This is a genomic window from Pseudomonas ulcerans, from assembly GCF_036324125.1.
Taxonomy (GTDB): domain Bacteria; phylum Pseudomonadota; class Gammaproteobacteria; order Pseudomonadales; family Pseudomonadaceae; genus Aquipseudomonas; species Aquipseudomonas ulcerans.
Genome location: NZ_JAZDQN010000014.1, coordinates 38,365 through 53,419 on the forward strand (window position 1 = coordinate 38,365; position 15,055 = coordinate 53,419).

A 15,055-nucleotide genomic window follows, 5' to 3' on the forward strand; every position below is an offset into this window, starting at 1 on the left:
GGCAAACCTTCCCCCCGCTTTACTGTTGTTCGAGGCCCCCTTGTCCAGAGGCATTGCTTTATCGGTGATGGCGTCCTGCCTTTTCGCCGTGATGTACTACTACACCTCCCTCCTCGCCCCGCTCGATGGCGAGGAAATCTTCGGCTGGCGCATGCTCCTGACCCTGCCTTGCGCCACGCTGTTCATGATCGTTACCCGCGACTGGTCGCTGGTGACCGGGCTGCTGCAGCGGGTGCGGCAAACGCCCGCGCTGTTCCTCGGCCTGTGCGCGACCTCCGCGCTGGTGGGCGTGCAGTTGTGGCTGTTTCTCTGGGCACCGCTGCAAGGACGCAGCCTGGAAGTGTCGCTGGGTTATTTCCTGCTGCCGCTGACCATGGTCCTGACCGGTCGCCTGGTCTATGGCGAACGCCTGTCACGCCTGCAGAAGGTCGCCGTTGCCCTGGCGGCAACCGGTGTCGGCCACGAGCTGTACCAGCACGGCAGCTTCGCCTGGGAAGTGCTGGTGGTCGCAGGTGGCTATCCGGTGTATTTCGTCCTGCGCAAGCACCTGCGCACCGACCATCTGGGCGGCCTGTGGACCGACATGCTGCTGATGTCGCCGGCAGCCCTGTATTTCGTGGTCAGCGGACCGCTGAACGCCAATGACCTGGCCAGCCACCCGCAGCTCTATGGGCTGATTCCGCTGCTGGGGGCGATCAGTGCACTGGCGTTGATCAGTTACCTGCTGGCGAGCCGGCTGCTGGCGTTCAGCCTGTTCGGCCTGCTGAGCTATGTGGAACCGGTGCTGCTGGTGATGGTGGCACTGGTCCTGGGCGAGAGCATCGCCCGGGACCAGTGGCTGACCTACCTGCCGATCTGGCTGGCGGTCCTGGTGCTGGTCATCGAAGGCGTCACGCACCTGCTGCGTCAGCGTCGACCGGCTGTTTGAGCCGGACCTGACGCACGCGGCGTTCCTCCACCGCGACCACGGTCATCGACCAGCCTTCCCAGCTCAACTGGTCGCCTACCATCGGCAGGCGATCCAGCAGGCTCATCACCAGCCCCGCAAGGGTCTGGTAATCGTCGGTGGGCCTGGCGGCGAAGCCGGTCTGGGCCTGGACCTGACGCAGGTTGAGCGCACCGCTGACCAGGTAGCCGTCCTGTTCGACGACGATGCCCGGGCCTTCGACTTCACTGGCGTCAGGCAGCTCGCCGGCGATCGACTCAAGGATGTCCGTCATGGTCAGCACGCCGGTGAAGTCACCGAACTCGTTGACCACGAAGGCGATGTGGGTCGATTCGCTGCGCATCTGCTCCAGGGCGTTGAGGATGCTGAAGCTTTCCAACAGGTTCAACGGCGCCCGCATCAGTTGCTCCAGGTCCGGCTCGGCGCCGGCCAGCAGTTCCTTGAGCAGTTCCTTCTTGTGCACGTAGCCCAGCGGTTCCTCGATGCGGCCGTCGCGAATCAGCGGCAGTCGCGAGTACGAGGAATTCACCAGCGCCTCGCGGATCGCCTCCGGCGACTGTGCCAGGTCGATGGCGTCGACCTCGGCACGCACCGTCATCACCGTCCTGATCGGCCGTTCGGCGAGGTTCAGCACGCCGCTGATCATCACCCGCTCACGACGGTCGAACAGCACTTCCTCGCTGCCCTCGCCCACCAGGTCGGCGATTTCCTCGCCCACCTCGTCGGCTTCCACCCGGCGTCCGCCGAGCAGGCGCAGCACGGCGTGGGCAGTGCGCTCGCGCAGCGGGCGGTGTTGCTGCAGGCTGCGCTTGCGCCGGTGTCGGGCCAGCTGGTTGAACGCCTCGATCAGCAGGGAGAAACCGATGGCCGCATACAGGTAGCCCTTCGGAATATGGAAGCCCAGGCCTTCGGCGGTGAGGCTGAAGCCGATCATCATCAGGAAGCCCAGGCACAGCATGATCACCGTCGGGTGGGCGTTGACGAAGCGGGTCAGCGGCTTGCTGGCGACGATCATGATGCCGATGGAGAAGATCACCGCGATCATCATGATCGACAGCTCTTCCACCATGCCCACGGCGGTGATCACCGCGTCGAGGGAGAACACCGCGTCGAGCACCACGATCTGCATGACGATGGGCCAGAACGCCGAATGACGCACCGGGCCGCCGGCCTGGACCACATGACCCTCCAGGCGTTCGTGCAGTTCCATGGTGGCCTTGAACAGCAGGAACACGCCACCGAACAGCATGATCAGGTCACGCCCGGAGAACGACTTGCCGAAGATTTCGAACAGCGGCGCGGTCAGGGTCACCATCCACGAGATCGAGGCCAGCAGGCCGAGACGCATGATCAGCGCCAGCGACAGCCCGATCACCCGCGCGCGGTCGCGCTGATGAGGCGGCAGCTTGTCGGCGAGGATGGCGATGAAGACGAGGTTGTCGATGCCCAGGACCAGTTCCAGGACAATCAGCGTGGCCAGTCCCAGCCACGCGGTGGGATCGGCTAGCCATTCCATGGATGGGCACTCATGCAGGAGACGTCACGGGGACGGGAAAACGAGACAGGCCATGAAGGCCTGGTACTGGGGGGCTCCGAGGAGAAGGAAGTCATATCAACCTGAGATCACAAAAGGGACGTTGATCCTACAGTTGTAGCGGCGTTTTACTACAGAAGGAAAGTATTTCAATCTGTAGCAAAGCCCTCCAGAGCGACGCGCCCCCTGTAGGAGCGGGTTCACCCGCGATTGCTATGGTGAATTCACCATCGTCATCGCGGGTGACCCCGCTCCTACAGGGGGCACGTGCTTCAGCCTGGAATCAACGATTCCAGTTGTCCTCGCTGGTCTGCAAGGCGTTGGCGATGGTCTGCACCTTGTCGTCCGGCAGGCTGGCCGGCAGCGGCTCGGCGCCGGTGCTGACGAACAGTTGCGCGTAGGCATTGCGCAGCTCGGCGTAGGACAGGTCGCGCTTGAGCTGGGTCTGCAGGTTGTTCAGCTCGCCCTGGATCAGTTCCAGCTCGCCGATGTTGTTGGTCTGGAAGCGATTGCGCAGTTGCTCGGCAATCTGCCCGTCGAGCTTGGCCATCTCCTCGCTGGTCTTGAACTGGCGGCTGGCTTCCTGGTAGTTGGCACGGGCCACGTACAGCTGCGCCAGCACGGCCACGGACATGGCCTGGCGGCGTGCCACGGCAACGTCTTCGCCGGCCTTGGCAACCTTGATCGCCGCCGGTGCGGAGAGCACGTTGAACAGGTTCCAGGTGACCTTCAGGCCGTAGTCGGCCCAGCTCTGGTTGGTCAGGAAGGAGTTGCTGTCGTAGTGACCGCCGGCCGAGAACTCCAGGCCCGGCAGCATGCGCAGCATGGCCTTGCGGGTCTCGGTGGCGCTGATGCGCGACTGGTAGTCCTGCTCGCGCAGCTCCGGACGGCTCGACAGGGCCTGCTGCTCCAGCTTGGCGAAGTCGCCATGGAACTCCGGCACGGCATAGCTCTCGTCCAGCGCCAGCTTGTAGTCGCTGTTCATCGGCAGGTTGACCAGGGCAGCCAGTTCGGTCTTGGCCAGGGTCAGGGCGCGACGCTGCTCTTCCAGCTGGCGGGTCGCCTCGATCAGGGCGCGCTGGTAGCTCAGGGTCTGCACCGGGTCACCGATACGCTGGGCGGTCATCAGCTGGCTGTTGATGCGCGCCTGGTTGATGCGGCCCATCAGGGTGTCGATCTGGTTCAGCAGCCGCTCGGCCGCCACTGCGCGCCAGTAGGCCGAACGCACGTCCTGGGTGATGGTGTGGATCACCTTGCGCTTGCGTTCCTGGAGGATGTAGCGCTGGTCGGACTGCTGCTTGGCGCCCAGGTAGCTGACGCCGAAGTCCAGCACGTTCCAGACCATGGTCAGGTCCGCCACCTCGCGGTCACGGTCCTGGGAGGTCGAAGGTTCGAGGGACTGGGTACCGGTGCGGATGCTCTGGCTGCTGGAGGCGCTCTGGTTGTTGCGACCGGCATAGCCTGCGGACAGGGCCATGCGCGGCAGCATGTCGAACTGAGCCAGGTCCAGCTGGCGCTGGCCCAGGGCTTCTTCCATCACTTTCAGGCGCGCTTCCAGGTTGTACTTGACCGCGCGGGCCATGGCCTGGTGCAGGGTCAGGGGCCCGCTGAGGGGCTCCTGGTCCTTGTAGATCTGCGCCATGTCGGCACGGGCGCGCTCCTCGCTGGCACTGCGCTCGATCGGGTCGGTCTTGACGGCACAGCCGCCAATGGCCAATGCCAACAGACTGGCGGCAAACAGTTTGTGCTTTTTATTCATCCTTGGGCCGCCCCCTGGTACGGCTCGATTCTCAAGAGTTGTGCTGTTTTTCATGCCCGTTGTCCGATCTCTGCCGGTTTGGCCAGGGCCTTGGCCAACTCGCGCACATGGCGCTGGTCGGCTTCGTTGATTTGTTGCAGTTGCTGGCCGAAGGTCGGTACGCCGAACACTCCGCGCAGCCCCTGGTTGAGGTCACTCTGTTTCCACTGGCTGCCGGTGAACACGTTCATCTCGGTGACGCCTGGTACCTCGCGACCGAAGATGGTGGCAAAGGTGCTGCCGCCGAAGATGCCGCCGTTGCCGCCGCCGAAGCCGAGGAAGCCCTGGCCGTCGCCGCCACCCAGGCCACTGTCACTGCTGCCGAACACCTGGGCGATGAAGCTTGGCGCACTGCCGGCCTGGCCAAGGAAGATGGTGCCCAGCGGCTTCAGGTCGCCGCCCACGGTGCGCACTTCGAACAGCGAGCCCGGGACCAGCGGCGAGATGCTTTCGTTGATGACGATACCCGGCACCTGCGGCTGAACCAGGGGGGCTTGTGGAATGCCCAGGGTTTCCGGCGGGTTGAGGCGGTATTCCAGATCGCCGATATCCTGGTTCGGGATGGCCTGCGCCGCACTGGCCAGCGATTCACTCATCTGGTTGCCCAGACTGTCCTGAATACCGCTGCCCGCTGCATTGAGGCCCAACGACAAGCTGCCCTGGCCGGTGATGTTGCCGATCACGACGCGGTAGGTGCGCGCATCGATCTGCTGCACCGACTGCACCACACCGGTGGCGCTCTGGCTGCCCAGCAGGGTGAAGTCGGTCGTATCGACGCCACTTACCGCTTCGTTGAAGGTCAGGGTGAAGCTCAGGCTGCGATCGCTAGGCTGGTAGGCGCCGTCGGCCACGATGCTCAATGGCACCGGCGGCGCGGTATCGACGATCACCCCGGCGTTGCCGGCCGGTCCGTTCAGTGCCGGATCGAGGTTGTTGCCAGCGGCGTCACGCAGGCTGCCGCCATTCAGGTCGATGCTGTTCACCACGCCGATACCGCTGGCGTTGTCGCCCGCCACCACGGTGTATTCGAACACCAGCCGCGCACTGCCGCTGCCGGAAACGTAGGTGGCGTAACGCGGTACGCCGCCCATGTCGACGATCAGGCGTGGCGTGCCGGTGCTGGTATCGACGTTGACGTTCTCGCTGACCGCGACTTCGAAACGCAACACCCCACCCACCGTGTAGTTGCCCGTCGCTGGCAGGTCCACTGCGGTGACGGTCGGCGCCACGGCATCCACCAGGACCTGGCTGGTATCACCCACGCCCTTGAGGGTGGTGTCGGCATTGTTGCGTACGCTGTCGCGCAGCACCGCACCGTTGAGGTTGATCGAGGAACCGAGGGTGATGCCGTCGGTGTCGATCTGGCCGCTGGCAACGGTCATGCGGAACAGCAAGGTACGGCTGCCGGTCTGGCTCACATAGGTGGCCAGGGCGGTCTGGCCATTGCCCAGGCTCACCTCGATGGTCGGCGTGTTGCCGTTGGTGAGCATCTGGATGTTCTCGTCCATCGTCACCGTGAAGTCGAGGTTCTGTCCGGCCACGTAGGTACCGGCCGCCGGTACGCTGACACTGGCGACGGTCGGGTCGACACGGTCGACACGGTACTCGTAATAGCCCGAGACCGGCCGCAGCGAGTTGCCGGCAACATCCTTGATGCTGTTCGTATTGTTGATCGCCAGACGTGCGGTCCCTTCGCCGGTCAAGCCGCTGACCTTGACCACGTAGATCTTGCCATCGACCGAGGTGATGCTTTCGATGGCGCCCTGCAGGGTGCCGCCGAAGGTCAGGGTCAAGGCGCTGAGGTCCAGGCCGCTGACCTTCTCGTTGAAGGCCACGGAATACTCGACGCTAGCCGCGCCGGTCGGCGAGGAGGTCAGCGGGTTGATGCCATTGAAGATCGGATCGATGTTATCGATGACGATGCCGCTGCTGTCGCCCACGCCATTGATGTCCAGCGCCATGGCGTTGCCTGCTGCGTCACGGGCCGTGGCACCGTTGAGGTTCAGGCTGGTGATGCCGAGGCCGGTGGCGTTTTCCCCGGGCTGCACGGTGTACTGGAACACCATGGCGCCATCGGCGCCACCGGAGACGTACATGGCGTAGCGCGGAATGCCGGCGACGTTGAGCAGCAGGTACGGCGTGCCGGCGCTGGTGTCGAGCACCAGGTGCTCGCTGGTGTTGACGGTGAAGCTGAGCACGTCGCCGATGCGGTAGCTGCCGTTCGGCGGCAAGGTCACCGAGTCGACCACAGGGGCCACGGCATCGACCTTGACTCCGGCAGTGCTGGCGACATTGTTCAGCGCCAGGTTGGCGTCGTTGCCGACCGCGTCACGCAGGGTCGCGCCGTTGAGGTCGATGGCGCTGCCGAGCGCGATGCCATCGGTGTCCAGCTGGCCGTTGGCCACGGTCATGCGGAACACCAGGGCATTGCTGCCCGCGCCGGACAGGTAGGTCGCGTAGACGACCGTACCGTCATCGAGGGTCACGGCAATACGCGGCGTGCCATTGCTGGTGTCCAGTTGCACGGCCTCGTCCAGGTGCACGGTGAAGTCGAGGTTCTGCCCGGCGACGTAGGTGCCATTGCCCGGAGCATCGACGCTGGTCACGGTTGGCGCGACGCGGTCGATGGTGTAGAGGATGGGGCCTACAGCACCGCTGAGCGCGTTGCCAGCGACATCGACGATACCGCTGCCCGAGACTACCAGGCCGACGCTGCCCTGCCCCGTGATACCGCTGACGACCAGGGTGTAGGTCTGTCCATCGAGGCTGGTGATACTGTCGATGGCTAACCTGGTCGATCCATTGAAGAACACTGCAAAGGACGCCGGATCAAGAACGCTGACTTTTTCCGAGAAGATGACGTTGAAGCGGACCGAATCAAGGTTGTTCACCGCCGGATCGAGCAGAACGATGTTGCTGACCAGCGGAGCGGCGGTATCCACCACCACGCCCGCCGTACTGCCCACGCCGTTCAAGGTCAGGTTGATGTCATTGCCGGCCAGGTCGGTCAGTTGCTCGCCCCGCAGGTCGAGGCTGTTGACTGTGATGCCGTCGCCGTCGTTGTCGCCGGCCTGCACGATGTACTGGAACACCAGCGCCGCGCTGCCGCTGCCGGAGGCATAGGTCGCGTAACGGGTCACGCCGCCCACGTCGAGCACCAGGCGCGGCGGCAGTCCGCCGGTCAGCAGCGCTTCGCTGCCATTGACGGTGAAGGTCAGCACGTCGCCGGCCTTGTAGTTGCCATCCAGCGGCGTGGTGACGCTGACCACCGCCGGCACCACGCCATCGACGTTGACGTCGGCGGTGCTGGCCACGGCGTTGAGGGTCACCACGGTGTCGTTGCCGGCCGTGTCGCGGATGCTGCCACCGTTGAGCTGTACCGAGCTGCCCAGGGTCACGCCGTTGCTGTCCAGCTGGCCGCTGGCGACGGTCAGGCGGAACACCAGGGCGCTGCCGCCGGAGCCGGAGACGTACTCGGCATACACGGTGCCGCCGGTGTCCAGGGTCACGGCGATGCGCGGCACGCCGCCGCTGCTGTCGACCACCACGTTCTCGCTGAAGTTGACGGTGAAGTCGAGGTTCTGGCCGACGATGTAGGTGCCGTCGGTCGGTGCCTGGACGCTCGCCACCACCGGTACCACGCCGTCGACCACGATATTGCTGCGCCCGCCGAGGGAGTCGGCGCCGCCCACGGTCGGCAGGGTCAGGACCGCCAGGTCGCTGGTGTTGTTGCTGATCACCGCGCCGTTCAGCTGCAATGCCGCAGCGCTCTGGAAGTCCAGGTCGGCGCTGAGGTCACCGGCCTGCACGGTGTACTTGAACACCAGGGTGTTGCTGCCCGAACCGCTGACGTAGACCGCATCGCGATCGACCAGGCCGGTTTCCAGCAGCAGGGTCGGACTGCCGTTGCTGAGATCGACGTTGACCACCTGGTCCCAGGTCATGCTGACCAGCACTTCGTCGCCGATCTTCACGCTGCGGTCCAGGCCTTGTGCGGCGACGTTGACCACCTTCGGGTTCACCGGGATCACGTTGATCGCGATGGTGTCTACATCGGTCTTCACCCCGCCACTGCCGGAGTTGCCGTTGTCGTTGGTCTCGATGGTCAGGCTGGCGGCGCCGAGGAAGGAGCTGCCGGACTTGAAGCTCAAGGTCTGCAACGCGGCATTGATGTTGGCGCGGTTGCCCTCGAACATAATGCTCGCGTCGTTGGTGCCGGTGCCCAGCAGCACGGTGATGCCGCTCAGGCTGCCCAGGCTGAGGGTGCCGTTGGTCGCCGTCAGGGTCACGGTCATCAGGCCGTTGCCGGCGTCCACGTCGGTGATGGAGATGGCGTTGCCGTTGGCGGTGTTGAAGCCCAGGGCAATGTTCTGCGAGGCGGTCTGCGCGCCCGGCACGTTGTTGACCGGGGCATCGTTGACCGCGGTGACGTTGAGGGTGACGGTCTTGGTATCGGTCTTCTCGCCGCCGCTGCCGCTGAAGCCCTTGTCGTTGAGGGTCACGGTCAGGGTCACGCTGGCGGTGGAGTCCTGGGCGGTCTTGAAGGTCACGCCGTTGGCCGCGACGAAGAAGTTGATATCGGCCAGGCTGCCGGAGAGGGTCAGTTCGCCGGTATCCGAGCCGGCAACGGTGACACCCATGCCAGTGGTCGCGCTCAGGGTGCCGCTCGGCACCGAGAAGGTCGCGGTGACGGTGTTGATGCCGGCATCGACGTCGGTGAAGCTGAAGCCGCTGATCACGCTCGACACATCTTCGGTCACCGAGATGGACGCCGGTGCGCTGATCACCGGTGCGTCGTTCACCGCGGCGACCTGCAGGGTCACGGTGGTGGTGGCGTCGGACACGCTGGTGGTGTTGATGTTGATGGTCAGGGTCACGTCGCCGCTGGCGTTGACCGCCGGGGTGTAGAGCAGGCGGTTGGCGGCGATGAAGTTGTTGATGTTGGCCAGGGTGCCGCTCAGGGTCAGGGCCGTCGCCGTCCCCCCCACGGTCACGCCGCCCGCGCCGATGGCGCTGAGGGTGCCGCTGCCGACCGAGAACGTCGCGACGCCAAGGGTAGTGTCGACATCGCTGAAGGTGATCTGGCCAAGCGCCGTCTGTGTGTCTTCGGTGATCGGCAGCGAGGCCACGGCACTGATGGTTGGCGAATCGTTGACCGCGGTGATGGTGACGTCACGGGTCACGGCCGTCGACTGGGCATTGCTGCCATCGGTGACGATGAACTGCACGGTACGGGTGGTGCTGTTCGGGCTGTTCGAGGCGTTGTTGTAGGTAATCGCCCGCATCGCGGCCTCGAACTGGGCCACGGTCGCCTGGTTGCCGGCGGAGGTCAGGGTCAGGGTGCCGGTGCCGACGGTCCAGGTGCCGACGATGTTGCCCATGGTCAGCCCGTCATTGACGAAGCTCAGGGTGTCCTGGGCGCTGAAGTAGGTGAGCATGCGCGCGCTGGCACTGAGCGGATTCGGACCGTCCGCATCGACCAGGGTCAGGCCCGCGTCCACCACGACCGGGGTGGAGGCCACGTTGTTACCTTCGGTCCAGGAGGCCGAACCACCGCTCACGGTGACCACCGGCGCATCGTTGACCGCGGTGACCACAACGCTGGCGGTGTCGGTGTCCGTGGAATAGGCCGAGACGCCACCGGAAATGGTGGTATCGCGCTTGGTCCCTTCGAGGCCGGCGGTACCGCCGGTCTGGTCCCAGGCCTTGTAGATGATGGTCGCGGTTTCACCGTGGACGCCATCCGGAACATAACGGACCTTGTTGGTCGTGTTCAGGACCAGCGCCGTAGTGTTCGAGACCGAGCCGATATCGGTCCAGCTGGTGCCGGCATCGGTGCTGTACTGCCACTTGCCATAGGTGCCGGTCAGTCCGGTGATGGCGATCCCTTTCAACGCGCCGGTGTCGACATCGGTGATGCCCCCGGTCAGTGAACTGACCAGGTTGCCAGCGTTGTTGGTGGACGTGTCGTTCAATCCGGTCAGGGTCGGGAGTGTCGCGACCATGACTGGCGCGTCGTTGACCGAGGTGACCGGCTGGTTGGCCACCGCAGTGACGGTGGAGAACGCCGTGGTGCCGCCGTTGCTGCTGGTATCGGCAGTGCCGCGGATACCGTTGACGGACGCCATGCCAGTGGTCTGGTCCCAGCCGCGGAAGGTCAGGCTGGCAGTCTCGCCGTTGGCGCCATCGGGAACGTAGCGGATGTAGGTGGTGGAAGCCAGCAGCAACGCGCTGGTGCTGGACACGGCACCGAAGTCGGTCCAGTTGGCGTTGTCCGTGGAGTACTGCCAGATGCCGTTGCCGGACTTGGTGATCACCGCGATGCCGCGCAGGGCGCTAACATCAGGGTCGACCATGGTGTAGTTGGTCAGCAGGGTCGAGATCTGCGTACCGCTGCTGGTGGTGTCCTCGTTGATGCTCGGCAGGCTGTACGGGCCGCCGGCAAGGACCGGCGCATCGTTGATTCCGACCACGGTCACGGTGCTGGCGATCCCCACGGCGATGGTGGGGATGCCACCGTTGTCCGTACCACCGTTGTCGCTCAGGGTGTTCAGGGTCACCACCCGGTTGGCGGTGTTCGGGCTCTCGCTGTCGTTGCGATAGGCCATGGTGTTGATGATGGTCTGCGCGGTCGCCGCGTCGAGGCCGGCGCTGGTGCTGAGGGTGACGTTGGCGGTGCCGCTGGTCACCGAGACCGTAACCGTGACGCTATTGCCGTTGGTGACCAGGCTGGTGCCGTTGATCAGGGTCACGTCGCTGCCATCGATCACCAGCTTCTCGGCGGCACCGTTGGCGACGCCGCTGACGCTGAATGTCATCTGGATCACTTTCTGCCCGGACTCGACGGTGTTGACCGTCGCGCCGCTGAACAGCTGCACCGCCGAGGTGTTCTCGGTGTAGGTCGGGTTGCTGGCGGAAACGTTGACCACCGGTGGATCGTTGACCGGATGCACCTCGATGAGGATCGTGGAGACGGTACTGTTGCCACCGGCACCGTCGTCCATGCTGACCGACACGGTCCGCGGCGTGGTCGACGGCTCGGTGCCGTTGGAGTTGCGGTACGCCAGGTTGTGCACCAGGGCGGCGACGGTGGTCGGGTTGGCGTTGCTGGTGAAGGTGACCACCAGCGGGTTGCCGTTGCTGCCGCCGGTGTAGGTGCCGATCACCAGGCCGTTGTACATGATCGAGGCACCGGACAGGATGATCTTGTTGGCGCCGGCGACCTCGTCGCGAATGAACAGCACGTCTTCGCCACTGGCCAGGCCCGTGGTGACCTGCACGGTCAGCTTGCCGCCGCTGAAGTTGGCGGAGTCGGCATCGGTGACGGTGGCGTTGCCGCCGTCATCGAGGAGCACGTAGGCCGCGCCTTCGTTGTAGGCAACGGCGTCGCCATTGAAGTTGCCGATCACCGGCGGCTGCACGGTGGAGGTGGTGAAGTTCAGCGTGGTGTTGTTGCTGATGCCCTTGAACACCTTGCCGTCGGCGTTGGCGAACGCCTTGTTGTCGATGCGCACGGCGTAGGCGGTGCCTTGGTCCAGGTCGCTCGGGTCGATGGTCCAGGTGGTGCCGGAGCCGGTGACCTGGCTGCTGCTGGCCTGGATGGTCTGCACGATCTGGTTGTCGGAGGTCCGCACGATGTAGATGTTGCCGGTGCCCTTGGTCACGCTCTGGCTGAACGTCAGGACGATGTTGGCGCTCGGCGACACGTTCAGGCTGTTGTCGGCCGGGGTGGCGCTGACCAGGGTCGGCGGCGAGCCGGCCTGGTAGTAGACGAAGGCATTCGTGGTCGGCGAGCTGCCGATCACGTCGGTGTCGCCGTCGCCGTCGAAGTCACCGATGCGGAAGTTGTTGACCCCGTAGTCGGTCATGACCAGCCCGGCGAAGGGCGAGTTGGCCCGGCTGACGATGGTGAAGGTGCCGTCGCCATTGTTGGTGGCGTAGTTCCAGTCGGTACCGTTGACACCCACCTGCCAGAACACGTCGGCGTCGCCATCGCCATCGAAGTCGCCCCACAGGGTGCGCGGGCCATAGGCCGGCACCGGGAAGGCTGCGGTCGAGGCCTGGCTGAAGGTGTTGTTGCCGTTGTTCAGATACAGCGCACCGGTGCTGTTGTTGGCCTGGTAGAGGATGTCGAGGTCGCCGTCGCCGTCGAAGTCGATCACCCGGTAGTTGAAGGACGAATAGGTAGCCAGGGTGAAGGCCGCGAAGGGCGAGGCCGACTGCACCATGTCGGTGAAGGTGCCGTCGCCGTTGTTCAGCGCATAGCGCCAGGCGTTGCCGGCGTCGACGTTGCCGGGCTGGTAGAGAATGTCGGCGGCACCGTCGCCGTTGAAGTCGCCGACCACCAGGCGCACGCCGTACTGGGTGCCGTTGAAGCCGGTGGCGACCTCACGGGTGAACACGCCGTTGACGTTGCGGTACAGGTAGGCCGCACCGCTGGTGACGGTTACGCCCAGCAGGTCGATGTCGCCGTCCTTGTCGAAGTCGGCGGCGTAGTAGTTGGTGCCGTTGGTCGCAGCGTTGATCAGGGTCACGTTGGCGAACGGCGAGGCTATCTGGTCGACGATGCTGAAAGTACCGTCGGCGTTGCCGGCGGCGAACTTCCACGCCGTGTTGTCGCCGCCGATCTGGTACAGGATGTCGTCGCGGCCATCGTTGTTGAAGTCGCCGACCACGTAGCGCGGCAACTGGCCGGAGAGCAGGGTCGGCGCGGTGGGGTTGGAGCCGCCGGTGAAGGTGGCAGCCAGCAGGCCGTCATAGCCTTCGAGCTGGGCGCCAAGAGCAGTGGTCTCGATCACGCCGCTGCTGCGCTCCAGGGTCCAGTTGCCGCCCAGGCTGGCGGCGCCGGTATCGTCGGCGGAGGCAGCCACGTCGGCGCCGGTGATCTGTGCCAGCTGGTCGAGGAAAGCCTGGCCCTGCCCGCTTTCACCCACGTTGCAGCCGTAGAGCATCAGGTCGCCGTCGGCCTTGAGCGCGGCGCCGATGCTTTGCAGGGCTTCGCGGTGCTCGGCGAGGTTGTTGGTGGCCAGCCACAGGTTGCCCATCTGCACGGTGCCGTCGGCACCGTGGGACAACAGGTGGATGGCGTCCAGGCCCTCGCGGCCCTTGAGGTAGTCGGCCATCTGCTGCAGGCCGTCCTTGTTCGGGTCGAGGATCACCACCTCGGCATTGCCCGACAAGCCTTCGAGCAGCTTGCCGACATCGGCCACCTGGCCGTCGACGAACACCACTTCATGGCGCTGGTCGTTTTGCGTGGAACGGGTATCGGCGCTGGCGGAAACCTGGCTGTCCTGCTGGCTCGCCTGATCGGCGGAGGTGCTGTCCTTGGCCGGCTCGGCGGTGGCCTGAGCGGCATCCTGGGCGACCACGCCCACGGACGCATCGAACATGATCCGCGGTTCAAGGGCCATCAGCAGCGGCGGCTGACCATCGCCGGCCGCTACCGGCCGTACGGATGCCTTGCGCGAGAAGCGTTCGATGAATTTCATGTTGCACCTCCTGGTGTGCCCGCCTTGCCCGTCTGGCAAGGCGGTCGGAAAAAGTGGCGACGACCCGTGGGTCGTCGCCGATTGCTGCGGTTAGTTGCGGCTCGGGTATTCACCCACCAGGGCAATGACGAAGCTCACGGCCAGGTAGGGGTTGCGGATATCGAATGCCTGGGAACCACCGGTTGGCACGATGGACTGCGGCGCCAGGGTGGTCGGAGCGGAGATGTCGGTGCCGTAGATGTTCACGGCGTTGCCGCTGCCATCCACTGCCGCGGCCAGGTAGCTGTTCGCATCAGGCTTGTCGGTGGTCGCCGGGGAGGTCGAGACTTTATGCAAGTGCTGGTGCATAGGCATGTTGCTTTGCAGCAGGGTGGTGCTTTCCTTGCCGCCGCTTTCACCCAATTGGTAGACGCTTGGCACGCCCGGTGCTGCGGCACCCTGGCCGATCGGCGAACGGCCGCCGAAGTGCGGCAGGCCGAAGGTGGTGCGGCCGTCGCCGCCGTAGGCAGTGCCTACCAGGGCGAACAGCGCGTTGTTCTGCGAGATGGGCAGCAACTGGCCGTAGCACATGGCATAGCCGCGCGGAGCATAGTTGCTCGCCAGCATCTTGATCTCGCCGATAAAGGGATCGCTCATCGAACACTTCCTTTGTTGCGTGGTTGGGATATTCCTGATTTCGCGCCGTCAGTTGGCACGCGCGAGCACCTGCCCCGAGGTGCAGATGATGAAATTGATGGCCAGGTACGGGTTACGTACCGAGAACGCCGCAGGCACGGGCAGGTCGCTGCCCGCCGGCTGCAGGGCGTCCTCGTTGAGCACCGAGGGATCCTCCAGGCCGGTACCGTAGATATTCACCGGGCCGTGGTCGGTGTTGGTCGAGTTGGCCAGCAGCGGATAGGGAGTACGCACCCCTGCCGCCGACACGGTGCTTGGCGAAGCTCCCGTGGCCGCGCCGTTGTAGGCGTTGACCAGGTGGTTGTGGGCCGGGATGTTGCCGGCGCTCAGCGTCACCTGCTCGACCCCGCCCGAACTGCCCGGCGGGTAGTTGTTGTTGCCCGTACCGACGTCGCTGCCCACCGGCATGCGCCCGCACAGGTTGGGCAAGGCGAAGGTGCCGCTGGGCGTGCCGCTACCGTAGTTGCTGCTGAGCACGCTCCACAAACCCACGTTCTGCGCGATGGGCAGCACCTTGCCGTCGCAGAAGGCAAAGCCATTGGGCGCGAACTTGCCGCCGAACAGCCTGATCTCACCAATGAACGGATCACTCATTTCGCATCTTCCTTGCGTGC

6 protein-coding genes are annotated in these 15,055 nt (G+C 65.0%); 1 reads left to right on the plus strand and 5 read right to left on the minus strand.

The window, feature by feature from the left end:
- Positions 1–40 precede the first annotated feature (40 nt).
- Positions 41–928 (plus strand): EamA family transporter RarD, encoded by an 888-nt coding sequence (gene rarD / locus V0R59_RS14870; protein ID WP_330075613.1) that lies wholly within the window; start codon positions 41–43, stop codon positions 926–928.
- On the opposite strand, the gene V0R59_RS14875 is transcribed toward rarD, so the two are convergent.
- The 5 genes from V0R59_RS14875 to V0R59_RS14895 all read right to left on the minus strand — a co-directional run bounded on the left by V0R59_RS14875 (position 891) and on the right by V0R59_RS14895 (position 15,035).
- On the minus strand, positions 891–2,462 hold the full coding sequence (locus V0R59_RS14875; RefSeq protein WP_330075612.1) for a TerC family protein: 1,572 nt from the start codon (positions 2,460–2,462) through the stop codon (positions 891–893). The two genes, rarD and V0R59_RS14875, sit on opposite strands and share 38 nt — an antisense overlap.
- A 301-nt stretch (positions 2,463–2,763) precedes the next feature.
- Positions 2,764–4,239, minus strand: a complete 1,476-nt coding sequence (locus tag V0R59_RS14880) for a TolC family protein (RefSeq protein WP_330075611.1) — start codon at positions 4,237–4,239, stop codon at positions 2,764–2,766.
- Positions 4,240–4,289: 50 nt separating this feature from the next.
- Entirely contained in the window at positions 4,290–13,766 is a 9,477-nt protein-coding gene (locus V0R59_RS14885) for a DUF4347 domain-containing protein (RefSeq protein WP_330075610.1), read from the minus strand.
- Between the two features lie 90 nt (positions 13,767–13,856).
- A complete protein-coding gene (locus V0R59_RS14890; RefSeq protein WP_330075609.1) occupies positions 13,857–14,402 on the minus strand; it encodes a phage tail protein in 546 nt (181 codons plus the stop codon).
- A 48-nt stretch (positions 14,403–14,450) separates the two neighbouring features.
- Complete coding sequence (locus tag V0R59_RS14895) at positions 14,451–15,035, minus strand: phage tail protein (RefSeq protein ID WP_330075608.1); 585 nt, start codon at positions 15,033–15,035, stop codon at positions 14,451–14,453.
- Positions 15,036–15,055: the final 20 nt, after the last annotated feature.